The sequence below is a fragment of the Lysinibacillus xylanilyticus genome (genome assembly GCF_001708185.1).
Lineage (GTDB): Bacteria > Bacillota > Bacilli > Bacillales_A > Planococcaceae > Lysinibacillus > Lysinibacillus xylanilyticus_A.
In genome coordinates, this window is the sequence record NZ_MDDN01000011.1 from 80,221 (window position 1) to 98,232 (window position 18,012).

23 protein-coding genes, 1 other RNA gene and 1 pseudogene are annotated in these 18,012 nt (G+C 34.3%); 14 read left to right on the plus strand and 11 right to left on the minus strand.

Annotated elements, in window-relative coordinates; translation table 11 throughout:
• The first annotated feature begins 24 nt into the window (after positions 1-24).
• Together BFJ97_RS17280 and ytxJ are read left to right on the plus strand one after the other, a co-directional pair.
• The gene (locus BFJ97_RS17280; protein WP_068985902.1) at positions 25-438 is read left to right on the plus strand and encodes a VOC family protein; all 414 of its coding nucleotides are present in this window, start codon (positions 25-27) and stop codon (positions 436-438) included.
• 236 nt (positions 439-674) lie between these two features.
• Positions 675-1,004 (plus strand): bacillithiol system redox-active protein YtxJ, encoded by a 330-nt coding sequence (gene ytxJ, locus BFJ97_RS17285; RefSeq protein WP_068985903.1) that lies wholly within the window; start codon positions 675-677, stop codon positions 1,002-1,004.
• A gap of 63 nt (positions 1,005-1,067) precedes the next feature.
• Here ytxJ and BFJ97_RS17290 read toward each other — a convergent pair whose 3' ends face one another.
• Complete coding sequence (locus BFJ97_RS17290) at positions 1,068-1,523, minus strand: hypothetical protein (RefSeq protein WP_068985904.1); 456 nt, start codon at positions 1,521-1,523, stop codon at positions 1,068-1,070.
• Positions 1,524-1,634: 111 nt separating this feature from the next.
• Positions 1,635-2,819, minus strand: coding sequence for a Ger(x)C family spore germination protein (locus BFJ97_RS17295; protein ID WP_068985905.1), 1,185 nt, complete (start codon positions 2,817-2,819; stop codon positions 1,635-1,637).
• Between the two features lie 645 nt (positions 2,820-3,464).
• Here BFJ97_RS17295 and BFJ97_RS17300 point away from each other — a divergent pair.
• The 6 genes from BFJ97_RS17300 (at position 3,465) to BFJ97_RS17320 (ending at position 6,352) form a co-directional block, all read left to right on the plus strand.
• On the plus strand, positions 3,465-4,646 hold the full coding sequence (locus BFJ97_RS17300) for a NupC/NupG family nucleoside CNT transporter (protein ID WP_068985906.1): 1,182 nt from the start codon (positions 3,465-3,467) through the stop codon (positions 4,644-4,646).
• Positions 4,647-5,035: 389 nt separating this feature from the next.
• Positions 5,036-5,515 (plus strand): DUF2975 domain-containing protein, encoded by a 480-nt coding sequence (locus BFJ97_RS17305; protein ID WP_068985907.1) that lies wholly within the window; start codon positions 5,036-5,038, stop codon positions 5,513-5,515.
• An 8-nt stretch (positions 5,516-5,523) separates the two neighbouring features.
• Positions 5,524-5,733, plus strand: a complete 210-nt coding sequence (locus tag BFJ97_RS17310; RefSeq protein ID WP_068985908.1) for a helix-turn-helix domain-containing protein — start codon at positions 5,524-5,526, stop codon at positions 5,731-5,733.
• A gap of 25 nt (positions 5,734-5,758) precedes the next feature.
• Entirely contained in the window at positions 5,759-5,977 is a 219-nt protein-coding gene (locus BFJ97_RS17315) for a DUF3955 domain-containing protein (protein ID WP_068985952.1), read from the plus strand.
• Between the two features lie 47 nt (positions 5,978-6,024).
• Positions 6,025-6,108, plus strand: a complete 84-nt coding sequence (locus BFJ97_RS23815) for a helix-turn-helix domain-containing protein (RefSeq protein ID WP_083227088.1) — start codon at positions 6,025-6,027, stop codon at positions 6,106-6,108.
• Positions 6,109-6,133: 25 nt separating this feature from the next.
• Positions 6,134-6,352, plus strand: coding sequence for a DUF3955 domain-containing protein (locus tag BFJ97_RS17320; protein ID WP_068985909.1), 219 nt, complete (start codon positions 6,134-6,136; stop codon positions 6,350-6,352).
• A gap of 102 nt (positions 6,353-6,454) precedes the next feature.
• On the opposite strand, the gene BFJ97_RS17325 is transcribed toward BFJ97_RS17320, so the two are convergent.
• A complete protein-coding gene (locus tag BFJ97_RS17325) occupies positions 6,455-7,009 on the minus strand; it encodes a delta-aminolevulinic acid dehydratase (protein WP_068985910.1) in 555 nt (184 codons plus the stop codon).
• 356 nt (positions 7,010-7,365) lie between these two features.
• Here BFJ97_RS17325 and BFJ97_RS24845 point away from each other — a divergent pair, with 356 nt between their 5' ends.
• The 4 genes and pseudogenes from BFJ97_RS24845 (at position 7,366) to BFJ97_RS24850 (ending at position 9,506) form a co-directional block, all read left to right on the plus strand.
• On the plus strand, positions 7,366-7,506 hold the full coding sequence (locus tag BFJ97_RS24845; RefSeq protein WP_175401796.1) for a hypothetical protein: 141 nt from the start codon (positions 7,366-7,368) through the stop codon (positions 7,504-7,506).
• 926 nt (positions 7,507-8,432) lie between these two features.
• Positions 8,433-8,773, plus strand: a pseudogene (locus BFJ97_RS23820) (transposase); the annotation flags it as partial.
• 273 nt (positions 8,774-9,046) lie between these two features.
• On the plus strand, positions 9,047-9,211 hold the full coding sequence (locus tag BFJ97_RS25725) for a terminase large subunit (RefSeq protein ID WP_139114475.1): 165 nt from the start codon (positions 9,047-9,049) through the stop codon (positions 9,209-9,211).
• Between the two features lie 154 nt (positions 9,212-9,365).
• Complete coding sequence (locus BFJ97_RS24850; protein ID WP_175401797.1) at positions 9,366-9,506, plus strand: hypothetical protein; 141 nt, start codon at positions 9,366-9,368, stop codon at positions 9,504-9,506.
• Between the two features lie 291 nt (positions 9,507-9,797).
• Here BFJ97_RS24850 and BFJ97_RS17340 read toward each other — a convergent pair whose 3' ends face one another.
• Complete coding sequence (locus BFJ97_RS17340; RefSeq protein WP_068985913.1) at positions 9,798-10,118, minus strand: hypothetical protein; 321 nt, start codon at positions 10,116-10,118, stop codon at positions 9,798-9,800.
• Between the two features lie 515 nt (positions 10,119-10,633).
• A non-coding RNA gene (gene ssrS, locus BFJ97_RS17345) (6S RNA) lies at positions 10,634-10,826 on the minus strand.
• 247 nt (positions 10,827-11,073) lie between these two features.
• Between ssrS and BFJ97_RS17350 the strand changes: the two genes are divergently transcribed.
• Entirely contained in the window at positions 11,074-11,412 is a 339-nt protein-coding gene (locus BFJ97_RS17350; protein ID WP_068985914.1) for a zinc ribbon domain-containing protein YjdM, read from the plus strand.
• Positions 11,413-11,507: 95 nt separating this feature from the next.
• Here the strand turns inward: BFJ97_RS17350 and BFJ97_RS17355 are convergent, their stop codons facing one another.
• Both BFJ97_RS17355 and BFJ97_RS17360 read right to left on the minus strand, forming a co-directional pair.
• Positions 11,508-12,020, minus strand: a complete 513-nt coding sequence (locus BFJ97_RS17355; protein ID WP_068985915.1) for a zf-HC2 domain-containing protein — start codon at positions 12,018-12,020, stop codon at positions 11,508-11,510.
• A gap of 250 nt (positions 12,021-12,270) precedes the next feature.
• Complete coding sequence (locus BFJ97_RS17360; RefSeq protein WP_083227086.1) at positions 12,271-12,909, minus strand: YfbR-like 5'-deoxynucleotidase; 639 nt, start codon at positions 12,907-12,909, stop codon at positions 12,271-12,273.
• 175 nt (positions 12,910-13,084) lie between these two features.
• On the opposite strand from BFJ97_RS17360, the gene BFJ97_RS17365 reads away from it, so the two are divergent.
• Positions 13,085-13,525, plus strand: coding sequence for a hypothetical protein (locus tag BFJ97_RS17365; protein ID WP_068985916.1), 441 nt, complete (start codon positions 13,085-13,087; stop codon positions 13,523-13,525).
• Between the two features lie 52 nt (positions 13,526-13,577).
• Here BFJ97_RS17365 and BFJ97_RS17370 read toward each other — a convergent pair whose 3' ends face one another.
• The 4 genes from BFJ97_RS17370 to BFJ97_RS17385 all read right to left on the minus strand — a co-directional run bounded on the left by BFJ97_RS17370 (position 13,578) and on the right by BFJ97_RS17385 (position 17,948).
• Positions 13,578-15,422 carry an FtsX-like permease family protein gene (locus BFJ97_RS17370; RefSeq protein ID WP_068985917.1) on the minus strand — a complete coding sequence of 615 codons (1,845 nt, stop codon included), beginning with the start codon at positions 15,420-15,422 and terminating at the stop codon, positions 13,578-13,580.
• Positions 15,412-16,173, minus strand: coding sequence for an ABC transporter ATP-binding protein (locus BFJ97_RS17375; RefSeq protein WP_068985918.1), 762 nt, complete (start codon positions 16,171-16,173; stop codon positions 15,412-15,414). The genes BFJ97_RS17370 and BFJ97_RS17375 overlap by 11 nt, the downstream gene beginning before the upstream one ends.
• Before the next feature lie 108 nt (positions 16,174-16,281).
• Positions 16,282-17,262, minus strand: coding sequence for a sensor histidine kinase (locus BFJ97_RS17380; RefSeq protein ID WP_068985919.1), 981 nt, complete (start codon positions 17,260-17,262; stop codon positions 16,282-16,284).
• Complete coding sequence (locus tag BFJ97_RS17385; RefSeq protein WP_068985920.1) at positions 17,259-17,948, minus strand: response regulator transcription factor; 690 nt, start codon at positions 17,946-17,948, stop codon at positions 17,259-17,261. Before BFJ97_RS17385 ends, BFJ97_RS17380 begins: the two co-directional genes overlap by 4 nt.
• Between the last annotated feature and the right edge of the window lie 64 nt (positions 17,949-18,012).

Genomic DNA, 18,012 nt, shown 5'->3' on the forward strand with positions numbered 1-18,012 from the left:
TTGATAAAAAGGAGAAAAATAACTATGAGACAACAATGGTCGGATGAATTACAGGTGGCACAAGTATGTATTGCTAGGCCAACTGATCAATTAAAGGAAATTGAAAAATTTTATTGTGAAGGCGTAGGGTTAGAAAAAATCGGTTCTTTCACAGGGCATCGTGGCTACAATGGTATAATGATTGGTCTTCCAAATGCTAGTTATCATTTAGAATTTACAGAGCATCTTGAGGGGAGCCCATGTCCAGCACCAACAAAGGATAATCTGCTTGTACTGTATATTCCAAAGTTTGTAACCATACAGCGTATTGCGGAACGCTTATTGCAAATGGGTTATCCAGAAGCAGAGCCAGAAAATCCATATTGGGCTGACAAAGGTGTCACAATTGAAGATCCAGATGGCTGGCGTGTTGTATTAATGAACACGGAAGGTATTTAAATATTGTGAGAAGAGGTACGAGCTTTCGTTATAGTAGGCTCGTATTTTTATCTTAATTCAGCAAATGATTTTGTATCGAAAGCGTAGCGACAGGTGCAGAAGATTTTCTTACCTCTGTTGCTTCACTTTCGCACAGTTGAACCCCTCTTGCTGACGCAATTACGCCAAGGTAAAGTTGATTAATACCCTGCGTGGTATATAATGAATGGGAAGTTTACAAATTGGGGGTTCAAAGTATGGAAAGAATTAAAACGGCTGAGCAATGGAGAGATACTATACAGCAATCTAAGGATAAGGCCTGTCTAGTGTTAAAATTCAGTATGACATGTTTTAGTAGCATTTCAGCGTTAAAAGAGTTGAAAGCACTGGAAACAAATTTGCCTAAGTATTTAGTTATTGTGCAGAAGGATAGGGATGTCTCAAATATTATTGAGAACGATCTAAAGGTGAAGCATGAATCACCACAGCTATTAATTTTGAAAGATGGAAAAGGCGTCTGGCAAGCGACGCATTATAAAATAAAACAATCTCTTCTGTCGGAAGCAATTAGTATGTATGTTAAGTGAGCGGTTAATAAAAAAGATACCCATTCTTTTATACACGAAGGGGTATCCTTCTGAGAAAGTTTTCTAATGACCTAAAGCTTCATTTTGATGGTAATGAGTAGCAATGGATTCAATATCTAGCTGCTCATAGTTTGTCCAATTAACTTTTCTAAAATCTTCCTCACTAAAATAAATATTTAAAACCTCTGTCATATCTTTGTTTCCACCAGGTTCTGTTAATGGTGCGTACCAGGAAATAGATGGTGTTTTAACGCTTTTAAGCTTGGACAGCTCTGCAAATATCTTTGTAGAGTCCTTCAGCATTTGACTTTTTACACCTTTTGTAACATCTGCATCCTGAATGGAAATAGTGACAATCCCATTCTTTTCTTCAACAGTAAATTTATTTTTGACGGTAGCTCCCACTATATCTTCAACGGAAGTATTTTTATCGACGGCTACTTCTTTTGGAGCGGTATTTTTTCCGCAAGCTGATAGTAATAATGTGGCTAGTAAAAACAGATAAAATAACTTCTTCAATGTAATGACCTCCCTTGTTACTACTTATATGCGCAAAATGGAGGTGAATTATACAGGACGGTAGCAGGTTATTTGAAAGAAGGGTAGAAAATGCATCATGTTAATTTTGCCTTATTCTTTTTCGATGGAATTAACTAAGGTCGCTGTCCCAGTCGTCTTGACATTAACGTCAACATTGACTTCTAACTCTGGAAACATTGTTAACCAGTCATCTTTAATAGTATCCCATGCTTTGTAATCTTCTTTATGAAGTACTTCTCCAAAGTTCAAAATATCAACTTGATAATTATCTTTAATCGTATTAATGGTTTTTTCAATATTTTCTTTAATAAAGTTAGCGGTTTTTTTATCAATCATTTTTAAAGTTTTCTCTTTTGATAAATCAATGGCACATTTAACTTCTGCAACATTTTGTTCAACATCAATTTTCACATTTATTTTTGGGATCCCTTGTTCAAATTCCCCTTGAATAGTTGTTTTAGATTTTCCTATTTCAGTCGTAATAGATCCTTCATTAGGACAAGAGGTATTAATGACTGTGTTTTTAATATTATTCATTAAAAAATTATAATAGATACTTTCTGATTCAGTTAAATAACCTAGTAATTTATCCTTTTTAAATACCCCTAGTCCAATGAAATGTAATACTGCCGACGTTTCAATTCTTTCAACATTATCTGGACGTTTACCTAATTCTTTGTCCCCAACTAACTCTATTGCTGATAAAACCGTACTTTTGTGTTCACCTCCCAACTCAGAAATTAAATCTTCAGTATCAACAAATTTTGTTGAGCCCCAAGCATCTTGGGAAGCAAGTGCGGAATTTAGAATCTTTTTTGCTGGTAATTTTTCTATAGGAGTTAAGACATTTAAAATATCTTTAGCCGTAGAGTTATAGGCTACAACAAAGTTAAAGTCACTTCTAATTGCTTGGTCTCTAGCCATAAAATCTAGAGCATCCGCAATTCCCTCAGATGCAAATTTTTCCCCGAAAACAACTAGTTGCATGTGAGTGAAATAGGCTCTTCTTGGAGAAGATGCAGTTAATTTCCTAATAGCTTCAAATAAGGATTTTCCAGTTACATGATAGGTAGTAACTGGCGCTTGACTACCAGATTTATTTTCAGACATTTCACCAGCATTGATAATTTGAACAGAGATAGAATATCCATCATCAACTTTATCAATACCTAAAGCCGAAACAATAGCTAGTTCGCTTAATTCACGCTTACTCCAACAGCCACTTAGCAATAGCGTAAATATGACTAGAAAAATTACTATTAAAGATTTTTTCATTTTATATTCACCTCTTCAAGTAAACTATTAAGAGGATGAACAAGTTTTTAAAGAAATATACTAAAAAATTAGATGATCAGAATATTCTAGAAAACTAGCGTACAACCTTACAACGAGTTACAGCTTTCAATCTATAAAGTTCATGTAATACAGGTTGATTAATTGTTATCTCTTGTCTCTTCGAAATTTTTCTCGCTTTATTTGAATCCTCTAAAAACGCCATTTCGCCATTCCAAAAATTTATCGTTGGTGATGGCTATTTTTTTTGTTATTAACAATAAGGGATCATTAGTAATTATGGTGTATTGTGGAATATTACACTTAAACGAACGGAACCTATTTGTTTTAATATTACTTATTTGAGTTTTCTTTAAACGACGGACATAATATATCAAAAATTTCACACAATAAAGAAGGTTCTAACATGATGAAAGTGATTACATATTTTTTTTCTATTAACTATTGAATAGGTAGTTAAAAAACTGTATAGTGAAATTGTTTGTCTGACGTCTGACTACTTTTTAAATTAAGATCTATGACTGTTTCTTCAAGTTTCGATATTGAAACATAAAGAAGCGAAAGAATGGCTTTGTAGTTTTAGGGTCGAACGTCTAAAAATTATTATTGAAATTTATGGAGGAACTTATGAGATACTTAATATCCATTTGTGGATTGCTACTTGTTTTTGGTTTAGCTCTGATAATGAGTAAAAACAAGAAAGAAATAAAATATAAAAACATAGTTCTTATGTTAATCATCCAATTTGTATTGGCAGTAGTACTGCTAAATACAAAATTTGGTTATGTTCTAATCAAAGGAATAACAAATGTATTTGATCATTTATTGTCTTACGCAAATACTGGCGTAACATTTGTTTTTGGAGGTGTACTGAATGAAGGAGAATTTTCCTTCTTTCTAGGTGTATTATTACCGATTATCTTTATATCTTCATTGATAGGGATCTTGCAGTATTTTAAAATTCTTCCTTTCTTCATGAAATGGATAGGTTTATTTTTAAGTAAAGTAAGTGGTATGGGGAAATTGGAATCATATAATGCTGTTGCCTCTGCGCTGGTAGGCCAATCGGAAGTATTCATTACTGTAAAAAAACAATTAGATAAGATTTCTCCACAGCGAATGTATACATTATGCGCTTCAGCAATGTCTACCGTTTCTATGTCAGTTGTTGGAGCATATATGACTATGATTGAACCAAAATACGTTGTAACGGCGATTGTATTGAACTTGTTTGGTGGATTTATTATTGCTTCAATCATTAATCCGTATAGCGTAGAAGAAAGTGAAGATATCTTAACGATTGAAGATGAACATAAGCAAACTTTCTTTCAAATGCTTGGCGAATATATCTTGGATGGATTTAAAGTAGCTGTTATTGTTGGAGCTATGCTTATTGGTTTCGTAGCATTAATGGATTTAATCAATTCACTATTTGAAATGAGTATCGGTATATCTTTCCAAGAATTATTGGGTTATATCTTTGCACCAGTAGCTTTCCTAATGGGTGTACCATGGGCAGAAGCTATTACTGCCGGTGGAATTATGGCAACCAAATTAGTAACGAATGAATTCGTTGCAATGGCAAGCCTTGGAGAGGTAGCTAAGTCTATGAGTGCACATACACTGGGTATTATTTCTGTATTTGTTGTATCCTTTGCAAACTTTGCATCGATCGGTATTATTGCCGGAGCAGTAAAAGGTTTGAATGAAAGGCAAGCAGATGTAGTTGCTCGTTTTGGCTTAAAGTTGTTGTACGGAGCAACACTTGTTAGTATCTTAACGGCTACAATTGTTGGTATGGTTATTTAATTTAGAAAAAAGATATCGATTGTACTTTATAAAATCACAAACGTTTGAGTTTATGCCTTCCACACATCTGTGGAGGGCTTTTATTATGCAAAAAGGAATTGTTCAAATGGAAAAATGGATTGCTACAGTATTGGCACAATCATCTCTTTTGCTGTAGATGGTCTAGTGGATATGACTGTGTTAAATCAGCTTTATGGCTATTGACTACATCTCAAGAATAATGGGTGGTATTGTAAACTGTAATTTATTGTGAGCGTCTGGTCTTTTGATTTAAATAAATTGCTTATATTATAAAATAATAATTATTTATCGTTTTACAATAAAAAAGTATTGACTAAGGATGTATTTTCAATTATTCTAGCATTAGAAAGTTGAGAAGGCGGTGAAATATGAAGCAGAAGGAATTAGCAAAGTGGTTAAAAATAATTATTGTTTTTTGTTGGTTATTTGGTTTGTTGTTCTGTAGCTATGTTGGACCAGAGACAGGGAAGAATATATTGCTAGATTCTGGTTCATTAAAAGAGGTATATAAACCTTTCATTGCTTTTATTTGGATCACTGGCATTCCTTACTTTTTTGCTTTATGTATAGGTTGGAGTATCTGTTCAGATATTAATGTAGGTAACGATTTCACATTAAAAAATGCAAATAGGTTAAAGCGTGTAACTGTTTTAGCAATGACAGAAGGAGTTTTATATGTCATCGCACTGCTTTATATATTTATTAGTGGGAACTACAATACTAATCTTTTAATGATTCTTTTGCTTATTCTATTTTTTGCAGTAGTTATTGCTGTATTCACTTCTTTACTTTCTTATTTGATGGGTAAAGCAAGTGAACTTAAACAGGATAACGAATTAACGATTTGAGGTGTAACATGGTTATCATGGTTAATCTTGATGTGATGCTGGCAAAAAGGAAAATGAGTGTTACCGAATTATCGGAAAAACTGGGTATCACAATGGCAAACGTCTCGATTCTAAAAACTGGAAAAGCAAAAGCTATCAGATTTTCAACATTAGAAAAAATATGTGAAGTTTTAGATTGTCAGCCAGGTGATATCTTTGAATATCAAAAAAATAATTAAACTAATTTTAATGGAGGAAGATAGGATGAAAACAAAATATGTAATTGCATCTACACCAATTCTTTTAGGAGTAATCTGTTTTATTGCGAAGGCAATCATTGGGAGTAATGTAGCTGCAGATGGCACTTTAGAAGAACCTTTCTTTTTGATTCCAATTGGATTTTTATTATTCTTCTTAGGGATTGTGTCACTAGCAGGTGTGGCATTGATTTCACTGTTTAAGAAAACACAAGTTTCAAACTAATAAAATTATATTTTGCTTAAAGGCTACCAACCATTTAAACAAAAGCTATCAAATTATCAACATTAGAAAAAATATGTGAAGTATTAGACTGCCAACCAGGTGATATCTTTGAATATCAAAAAAATAATTAAACTAATTTTAATGGAGGAAGATAGGATGAAAATAAAATATGTAATTGCATCTACACCAATTCTTTTAGGAGTAATCTGTTTTATTGCGAAGGCTATTATTGGAAGTAATGTAGCTGCAGATGGCACTCTAGAAGAACCTTTCTTTTTGATTCCAATGGGCTTTTTATTATTCTTCTTGGGTATTGTGTCATTAGCTGGTATGGCATTGACTTCAATGTTTAAGAAAACACAAGTTTCAAACTAAAAAAGTTAATTTGTATAAAAGGCTACTAACCGTCCAAAAAAATAACCAGGCGCTCATAGTGAGTACCTGGTTATTTTTTGTATGACATTTAGATATAAAAGATTACGATAAATAAAGTTGATACATTGAAGTGTCTTCATCCAAAGATTTTGCAATATCAAAAGCCTCTTGTTGAGTTTTATTATTATTAATTATTTCATACATAAATCGTATTAAAAACATTAGATTTGCATTGCCGTCTATGTAATCATTTGGAGCGATATAAGAATGACAGCCACTTTTTAAAAATGCTGATGCTAATTGTTCAACACCTAATGTACAGCCTGCAGCAATAACTTTTATATCATTTAATTTTGAATAACGCATGACTTCCTCAGGACCAAAAAATTCCCCGCGGGGCTCGTTTCTTTCATAAATATCTTCTCCTAGCTCATTCATACATAATCTCCCTTCATCACCATGGAAATTTAGAATTAAATAATCGATCTTTTCGTCTCGATCTTCTCCAGATAACAAATCAATAAGATCGTTTGGTCTGCCTATCCAATGTACTGTAACTCTTGCTCCAAAGTACTCAAGGGTTGAACGTAAGGCATGCGCTTCCATACCCGTATCAGGACCAACTGCTAAACTAACATACAATTCTGGTTTGCTCATTCTAATAACTCCTTTTATTATATTTTCTATTTGTATAAAACACTGAATATATAACAGTATTTTACAATTGTGAATTATAATTGTTTGGAAATTATTTTACAAATAATCGTACATATAAATAGGGAACTTAGGAGACAAAAGTACATAAAAAATTGATAACCCTACTTAATTTGCTGTACGTTAAGAGCCGTATTTGTAAAGGCCAATAGAAAGTCTATAGGGTGTTTAAGTAATAAATCGAATAAATCATCATATATAGAAGAAATAGCATATCAAGCTTAATGCGCGTGATAGTCGTACACAAATAGACTAAATATAGAAAATTGGCTGGAATGGTAGAGAGGGGAGTAGAAGATATGAAAGAACAAAAACAAATGACTATGTATGATATTTTAGAACAACCAATTAAAAAGCCTTCCACAGATGTTAATAAGACTATTGATAAGAAATTAAAAGGCCCCCGTAAAAAAGGGTATATTGTTCGGAGATCGTATTAATATGTGTAAGTTATAGCTTTAATTCAGGCGTAATGATTAGGGAAAATAGGTTTATTATTGAGCGATAAAAGGAATTTTTCGTTGCTGTTTTGCACTATAAAAAGTCCAATTTCTCAACATTAAAACTAAGAAATTGGACTTTATCATTACTTCGGAATAGCGCCGGATTGTAGAATATTGAAAAACACGATGACTATAAAATAACCCCACAGTCATTTGCCAAAGCCTCTTTTGATTTAATAAGGAAATTTTAAGAGCCAACTTTCTAGTCCCAATCCATATAAAAACTCACCTCTAGCTTTTCTTGCCCACAATCTGGACAATCTAGAACATCACTTTGATTAATATCGTCTAAAGGCTTTGTCGGCATTTTAGTATTACATCGAGGACAAGTAGGAGTATTCGTGTAAGATTGGATTCCTGACTTCATGTGTAAATGTACTTTATTTAATAGGTAACAACACTTCTGACAAACATATAGACCGTCGTAACATTCAAAAGATGTTTCCTTGTTATTAATAAACTTTCTGATATATTGCCGACCTTCTTCTTCCTCATACCATTCTAAAATCGAACTCAAGTTTATATACCTAAATCCAATTCCTAAAAAAACATTTTGATTGTAAGAGCAATGTCTGCAGTTCAAATTACAAGCTTCTCCCATAAATCTCAATACCTCTCTTGTCCAGTTTAGATGGAAAACAATACAGAGGGATTTTAACACAAATATCCAGATATTAGAGGTGTTATCCCATAAAATGGACCTAATCTTGAAATAGATGCAATCATTTTTAAATAATCGTGTCCGATTGTTGAAAAAAGCTGGGACAAAACCCATCTCTTTAAATTTTTTTCATAAAAAAATAAGGACCAATTCTAATAAAATTAAGTCACCACAACAAAATTATACAGAAAGAAGAATCCTTATGTTTAAAGATTATAACATGAATCAATTAGTTTTGCCTTTAGATTTAGAAGTGAAGTTACAAAAGAATGATATTGCCTTAGATGTCCACCATTTAATCGAAAGTATCCCGCCCGAAGCGTTTGAACCATTCCTTCGAAATGAGGGCCGTCTTGCCTACCATCCACGCATGCTGCTTAAAATTATCTTATGTGCCTACACGCAATCTGTCTTCTCAGGGCGCAAAATTGAGCGCTTTTTAAAAAAAGTCTTCGGATGATGTGGCTAGCTCAAGGGTATGAACCAACCTACTGCACAATCAACCGATTCCGTATCCAACCAGAGGTGAAAGAGTTGATTCGTTGATGCTTCGTTCAATTCCGCTGCCAGCTGGTACAGGAAGAATTAATTGAACGCTGGGGCTTAGATTATCGTCCGAGGTGCAGACGCAAAACGCCATGCTGTAACCAATACTATGCTATGTGGGCTGATCAGCAGCACTATACTGAAGAATCAGAAATCAATGATAGCCTTCATTTACAGTTACGCCACTTCATAACAGCGCATAAACAGGCCACAAAAGCTTTTAAGAGATGGCAAATGACAACAAATTGCATTGGGGGATAGAAATTATTCATTGCAGACAGTGCTGAACCGAAAAGTATAGAGGAAATTAGACGATATGACATAAAAAGAATTGTGAAGGCAGACAAGGGACCTGACAGCGTGAAAGCTGGGATTCAATTTTTGCAACAGTTCAAGATTATTATTCGCCCATTTTTTACCAATGCTATTAATTAGTTTAGCAACTCTACATGGGCAAAGGATAAAGAAGGTCAGCTTATAAATAAGCCAACATATGAATTTAATCACTTTATTGACGCTCTACGCTACAGCATGGGACCAATAAGAAAACGTATGCCGAAAAAGCGAAACGGAAAGGAGGTAACGAGACATGACTTTATCATATGACAAATTGAAATTGGCAATTGCTGATATCTACGCAGAGAAGAGATTAAACATTGTAAAAGTGAATAATCCAACATTCAACGATGCTGCAACCGAATGCATTAAACCCTCGAACGTTATTATGTAGCCAATGAATCAGATATACAACGCTTCCAAGAGTCTATGCAGCAGATTAAAAGAGCAAGGAGTGAAACGACCATGGGTAAACAACAGCAGCCGAAAGTTATTATTTTGTATGAGAATGATACCAAGCCAAGGAGTACGGAAAAAGAGGATATTGTCATTCGCGTGGTTCCGAAAAAGGGGAAATGTTAGTTTGGTAGCTGATTAATCAGCTGTGAGAGCAATCGAGGTGGGTAAGAAAGAAACATTAAAGACCAAGAAAGCTTAATTGCCGTCTCGGTCATCTAATTTACGATTAAAAATTTACATAACTAACTTCATCATTGTCTGGGTCATAATATCGAAAATCTCTTATTCCGTGTTTTTCCTGTAAGTATTCTTTTACTATTTCTATATCTTTACCGAAAGTAGGAAATGGAGAGCTTCCGAATCTTATTATATAGGGTCCTTCTTCAGATATAGAAGCGTATAGTATTTCTTTATCATCGTAGTGAAAATCGACATTCCATCCTCTATAACAAATCAAATAAGTCCCATCGTCTTGTAGCCCACATTTGTCTTCATAAGGAACGATATTAACATTACATATTTTATTATTTATTAAAAATGAATCCATGGTGCCTTACTCCTTTTCGAAATTATGTACATATTGCATTTTAATGGAAATTTTTGATTAAGTACATAAAATTTTAATACATAGTTTGAACTGGCGCATACGGAACCATACGTACAGTGTGTGTGAGGTCAGCTAGCCTCCGCCCCGATATTATGATAATTTCTCCATAACTTCTTGAATAAAAGAATTTCTATATTCAGATTCAAAAATAGAAACACCTTTTTTATTCGAAATTTGCAGTATCTCTTCAATCTCATCGATCTGAAAAAATTCAGGGTAGATGGCTATTCGTCGTGCGTACTGAGAAGGTGCGCTTATTTTTTTATATTTCGGGCTTACAATCAATTAAATAATAAGAAGAAAATTAACAAAAAGGCTCTCTAAATTGAGTAGCTTTTTTGTTTTTTTAGTGATTTTAAAAATTTTTGCACACGACAGAAAATTGCATAAAAAAATCACCCTCCAATAATGAAAGGTGATTCGCTTCAAAGCCATGTGGCTAGTAAGATTAAATTTAAAAAGCCGCGTATGCCGTAGTTATTATAGAAAGTTTTAAACCACCACTCCTCAAAGTGGGTGTTCGCAGAAGCTTTCCTGCTTATCCTCATGCACCATGGTGTGAGGCCCGTCATTCCAACTCCAATAATAAAACTCCCTTTTACAGCTTAAAGGTTAAAACTTAATATTGTACGAACAATGCAGCCTTTAAGGATATAATAAAGGATGATAAACAAACTTGCAAGTAAGATGGTTTTTGCAAAAAAGTCAATGGGCATGAGTTCCAAATCATATAGGACAGGAAGGAACATCGCCCAAAATACTTGAAACTCCTCCATACATTATTCACAAATGAGAACGAAAAATACGAACAACCTTTGCTAAATAGGATAGATTATGTAAAGATAGGAGCATAAATAGGGTTTACCTAGTAAAAAAATAAAAGGAGGAAGCGGAAATGGCAGCTTATCCAAATTGTCCGAAATGTAATTCTGAATACACATATGAGGATGGATCGAACTTTGTATGTCCAGAATGTGCGCATGAGTGGAGCGCAGATGTTACAGAGCAGGAGTCAGATACACTAATTGTGAAGGATGCGCATGGCAATCTACTTGCAGACGGTGATTCCGTAACAATTATTAAGGATTTAAAGGTTAAGGGTAGTTCTTCAACATTAAAAATTGGGACAAAGGTGAAAAGCATTCGTCTCGTTGAAGGAGATCACAATATTGACTGTAAAATCGATGGCTTTGGTGCAATGAAATTAAAGTCAGAGTTCGTAAAAAAAGCATAATAACTATAAAAAGAGTCGTAATATGAAGCGCCCCAAACTTGAAGTTGGAAGGCTATTCAAAACCGACTCTTTTTTTATTTTTGCAAGAGGGCACATTATTTTTTCAGCCTGCGCAACATAATAGCAAAAGCAGCACCGACTAGTGCAAAAATAGTATGTAAAATAGCTATGTAGCTAGCTCCAATTAGCAGTGTCCCAATTTCCGTAAAGGAATAGTCGATGACATAGAGTGGATTATTAATATTATTAATGACGGCCCAGACGAAAACAGGCACAAAGCTAATGGCGAAAACAATCCAAATGTTTTTGTAAAAGAAGTAAGTAAGACAACCGAAAATTGCGTATGATACAACAAAGCTTTTATGATTGCCTAGTAAGGATGAGTTAATGGCAAACATAAAGGATAGCACGATAAAAACAAGATGAAAAAATGTTAAGGTACTTTTCATAGGGAATTTATAAACTAGTGATTGCTCTGAAGTGTCGAGCTGACGACAATGCTCACAATTAGCTAAATGTTGTTCAACAAATTCTATAGTACTTGCTTGGAGCGCTTGTTTTTTATACAAAGGTATTAAATCCTCTACAATTGAACATTCCTGTGACAAAAGCTTCCCTCCAATCGATCTCCTTCCATTATACGACTTTTTAACTTCTTTCAGCAGATAAATACGGGTTTAAGTTAATTTTCAGCGGGTGTCCAAACATCCGCTGAAATAGAGGAACTCAGGGTAAGAGCTTCTCATCCAGTGAAAACACCTGAGTGACCAACGTCGTGTTGACCTAAAGCTCCGGCGAATGAAAATAAAAAAAGCCTTCCGTGAGTTAATTCATCGGAAAACTTGTGCATGCACCATATTAATTTGATGTTAATACTTCATTTGTCAAAGCTTGAATATCAATATGTGTTTTTTCCTTCACAGCATCTTTCAAAATCTCAGTACGGAAATAGTGAACTGAAGCTTCGAGGGGGATTACTAAAAGCTTGGTAAGAGCTGTTTGATACATATACACAAATTCTTTGTCTGTGTTTCCACGTTTTAATTCAGCAAAGGCTTCATAAAATTGGTCAAGCTTATCCGCAAATTCAAGTAGACGGCCTTCTAACGTGCTGTCCTTGCCTTCTTTCATACGCTCAAAGAAGATGGCCTGAAACTCTTGTGGGATTTCATTAATAATGAATTTTTCCATCATTTTTTCTTCGACATGTGCAAGTAATTGCTTAAGCTCTGGGCTCGCATGCTTTACTGGGGTTTTAATATCGCCGATAAATACTTCAGCAAAGTCATGATTGATGGTTTTTTCATATAACGATTTCCAATTTACAGTAGCTCCATTCATTTCCTCAAGTGTAGCAAAGAACATAGCATACTGTGATACCTTCCAAGAGTGAGCAGCCACATTATGCTCTTCAAATTTAAAGCGTCCAGGGCAACGAATAATACGCTCTAGGTCATTAAGACTTGTAAAAAATTGATGAATTCCTATAAAAATCACTCCTTTTCGTTCTATATGTGCATGTTACTATAATCAATACCCTCTTTGTGTAGATTTCAAACAATTTAACAATGATTCAATTTGCGTTTACAAAGGATTCACAATTGCCGATAAGGCACGCATATGTTGAGTGCTATAATGAGGGGGACTGAGTAAAAGGGGAGTATGCACAATAATGATTTCAATTTATACACTTCTTCTTTATATACATATTTTAAGTGCCATCCTTTCGATTGGGCCATTGTTTGTAGTTTTACCAATTATTAAGAAAATGCGTACAGCATCCCATGTTGAGATGTCACCGTATATTGAGGCTTTTAAAGGAGCAATTACAATCGTCAAGCATTCAGGACATGTTCTTGTTGCATCGGGTATTATATTAATGTGGCATGCGGGCTATCATTGGAGTACCTCGTGGATTGTGCTTACATTTCTTGTATTGCTTGCCGCTATCGTTTTTTTAGCAAGAGCGTTTAAACCGACTTTACGAACATTTAATACACCTGCCTATGACCAACAAAAATTTGCTTCATTGTTACATAAGAAAGCATGGATGTACATTTTGTTATTGCTCATCATGTTATGGTTAATGGTAGCAAAGCCTGTACTATGGTAAAGGATTTCTCCATAGCAAAAATTCGCACCCTAAGTGGAGTGCGAATTTTTTTTCAATTGCTAAGTAAACGTTTAAAGTAGTTTTTACGAATAAATAAGTAACTAACGAAGAACAGGATAAAGAAACATACAGAACTCATCAAAGAGACTTTTAAAAATGTGGTTGAAACCATTGTTCGCATAGCAAATAAAGTAACAAACAACATCGTAATCGCTATCGCAAATGGCACAAATATGAGGATTGCTAGCTCCTTAGAAACTACAGTGAATAACTCTTTTTTGGATAAACCAAGCTTCCGTATGCCTAAATACTTTTCTTTTTCCTGGAGAAGTGTCGTTTGTAAATAGAAGTAGAGTATACTCATAGCGGCACTTAAGAAAATCAAACTCAACATAGAGCCGATAAAGAACATGACACTTTTTACAAACAGTTCTGAGTCATATAAGTCGATTTTTGAAGCTACATACCGTTGCTGAGATATAGTTGGGAGATCCTCAGTAATTTTTCTCGCAAGTTCTGTATGCGTTGTCCAATTGTCGAGCTCAAATATATAAGTTTTATAAACAGGATAGTCGATACTATTATAAAGAAGATCGGGTACAATAAAATATGTTTGCTGGAACCCAGTGGATAATAAGTTTCTCTCATCTACAGACGCAAGCTTTAAATGCTTAAGATAATGGTCTTCATCAATATTCGTTATTGGTGCTAGTTTATGATTACCAGCGACAGCTATAAATTCATTGTTATTTAAGCTAACGGTTTGATTTTTTAACAGATTATAGTTTGAAACTGACATATAACCAAGTCGTTTATCTTCATTCGATTTAAATTCAATAAAGTATTTTTGCGAATCCACTGTAGATAATTGTTTTTCAAGATATTCAACATCAGCTTTTACCATGCTTGCATCAGCCTTAGGATCTGCGATGTATTGAAAGCTATAGGGATAGTTCGCTTCGCTGTCCTTTGCAACATTATAGTAGGAGCTAAATAAAATGCTTGTACATAAAAATACACCGCTTATTAAAATCGTTATTAAAAATAGCATATTTGCGTGCGACTTCATTTTTGCATTGAGGTTGGAAGCCAGTAACATATTTGTTTTCCGCATATAGGCTGGCGATTTCTCAAAGATTTTTAGCAGGAAGCACATTCCTTGTGAGATGATTAGATAAATTGTAGAAAGAATACTCGCGAAAAACACGATGTAGTAAAGAATACCAAAGCTAACTACAATTTCATGATCAATTTTTAATAAATAGGATAAAGTGGTGGAAATAGTAATACTAATAATTAATAAAAGATAATGAGAATTTATCGATTTTTCGATGACAATATCACTTTTTAACAGCTGAATTGACGCTTCTTTATTAATAAATCTTGTCATTATTTTTGAAATAACAACAAATAATACAAGGAATAAACCAACAGTTAAAACGATTGCTTTAATCGGAATATACATGCCGAAAGTTTCTGCTTTTAACACAGCCTTGGCACCCATTAAGAAGAGCGGTGTAATGACAAGCCCAAGAATAATTGCTGCAATAATCGCCATTACACCAATAAGAATATTTTCACGAAAAACTAGTGTACGAATTTGTTTCATGGATGCACCGGTAATCATAAAGATGCCTAGTGTTTTTGTTTTTTTCTTCAAAAACGCCATTATGGAGTACGCAATGAAGATAAATGAAAATAAATAGACGAGCATACTCGCCAACATTAATGAAATGCCAAGTGTTGAGCCTGGGTCCATACTATTAAGACTGGGATGAAAAGCGATAACTGTAAATAAAAAGAAAATAATGATAGAAAACATACTGCTAAGGAAATAAGAAACGTATGTCCATTTGTCACGTAAAATATTTTGTACAACGATATGATTAAAGCTCATGTTGTCCACCACCTAAAAAAGCAAGCGTGTCCATGATTTCCTGGTAAAATTGTTTACGGTTATTGCCACGATGAATTTCGTTATATAATTTACCATCCTTAATGAATATAATACGATTTGCGAAGCTTGCTACATAAGGGTCATGCGTCACCATTAAAATGGCCGTTTTCAGTTCGGTATGAATAGAACTAAATAAGTTCATGACATCATTTACTGCCTTTGAATCGAGATTTCCTGTAGGTTCATCGGCTAACAATAAACTCGGTTCATGAATAACCGCACGTGCAATAGCTACACGTTGTTTTTGTCCACCAGAAATTTCATAAATTCGTTTTGGAAGAAGCTCCTCAATGCCAAGAAATTGAGATATATGTGTAAGTCGTTGATGCATTTTATTGGCAGGTAAACTATCCAGAGTTAGTGGCAATAAAATATTTTCTTTCACTGTTAATGTGTGTACAAGGTTAAAATCTTGAAAGACAAAGCCTAATTCTGAACGGCGGAATTTTGCAAGCTCCTCATCATCTAATGAATAAGGATTTCTGCCATTTATAAGAATTTCACCAGCAGTAGGGCGATCGATTGTTGATACGCTATTTAAAAATGTAGTTTTACCACTTCCAGAAGGCCCCATAACGGCCACGAATTCGTTCTCACCAAGTTTAAAATCTATACCATTCAAAGCCTTATATGTGATTTCTCCGATATATTCTTTTTGTAGATTGGTTACTTGTAGAATTGAGTTTCCCAACTTTGAACAACTCCCTTACTTCGATTGAATAGCTTAAGTATAAAGAAGGAGCAGCATTTTACCTATTTGGCTATATGACGTCAATATGACAAAGTTGTCATATAATACTCATGATTTTTTCACGCTATTTGAAAAGTCTATAGAAAAGGTAGTGAAGCGTTCGTGGGACTGTAAGGTAAAAGGGTGCTCTAGTGCAGTCAAAATCTTTTTAACCAAATATAAGCCTATACCTGTTGCTTCACCGCTCGTTCTTCCTTTTACACCTGTATAAAAAAGATCAAAGACACGTGAAATTTCGCTATCGGGAATCGTATCTCCGCAGTTTTTAATTTTTAAAATAGCTTCGTCATAACTAATTTGAATGGAACTTTCAGACTCACCGTATTTAATGGCATTATTGATGATTTGATAAAGCACGATTTTTAACCATTTCCGATCTGAATAAATAATATTATTTTCAGCAAGCATCACTTTGGGGAAAACCACTTTGGCAATAAAATAATCCTTTAACTCGTTAATGACCTCCTGAATAATCTCTTTTAATGAGAGTGCCTCTATTTTTAAATCAGCTACTAGATTGGATGTGCGTTCATAAGTTAGCAGCTGGTTGAGGGTAAAGGTCAGCTTATCACATTCTTTATTAATAGTTTGCCAGTGCTCGGATTGACTATTTGCATCAGATTGAATAATCAGTTGAATGACCGACAATGGGGTCTTCATTTGATGAGCAAAATGTGAAAGGACAAGCTGCTTTTCTTTTCCTTGCTCCTCTAAAGTTTGCTGTTGTGTTAAGTGCAGATATTGCATTTGTCGTAGTTTTTGGCTATAGGCTTGCTCAATCATAGCCTGTGGTTCATACAGATGGAGGTCATCGCTTGTTAATATGCCTTTCTGTAAATGAGCATAGAGCTTTTTTCTACGATAATAACGACCAATTAGCCAAATAATAAATAGAAAGCTAACGAGAAAGATAAAATAAAAATAGTGTGATGATAAATCATCCAATGTATGAATGATCCAAGGTAATAATAGGAAGCTTACACAATAAAGAATAATTACACTTACATGATCTCGAAAGAAAAGCTTCATTCTTCTGCCTCCACTAATTGATAGCCAAGTCCACGAATTGTTTTAATTTCTAAACAGGATTGAATAGCTTCAAACTTTTTGCGGAGCCGACCAATATTAACAGATAAAGTGTTTTCTTCAACGAAGGATTCATCATCCCAAATAGCACTTAACAACTTTTGGCGAGATACAACATTTGGGTAAGCTTCAAATAGTAACTTGCTAAGCTGCATCTCTTTTAACGTTAACAGGCTCTCATGTTCCTCAGTGTGAAGCCGAACAGTATCTGGATTTAATGTAGTATTGGTAATTGTTATAGAATTAGAATCGGAGGAAGCATACTCTCCATATGTACGACGAATAAGGCCATTCACTTTTGCCATAAATACATCTAGCGAGAAGGGCTTTGTAATAAAATCATCTGCACCATTTTCAATACCATACACTTGGTCGATATCATTCACACGCGCTGATACAATGATAATGGGGCATGTTGACAGCTGGCGGATTTTGCGTGACCAGAAGTACCCATCATAAGTTGGGAGGTTAATATCCATGACTACTAGATGGGGTTGAATAGCTTGAAATTCTTCTACTATACGATTAAATTGTTGGACAGTGTAGCATGCAAATTGATATTTCGATAAATGCTCGGCAATAAGCTTTGAAATAGTAGTATCGTCCTCTATTATGTATATTTTGTACATAGTATCGACCTTTCTTTATTTATATACTTTTAATGTACCCTGATATTTAAGAATCCATAAATAT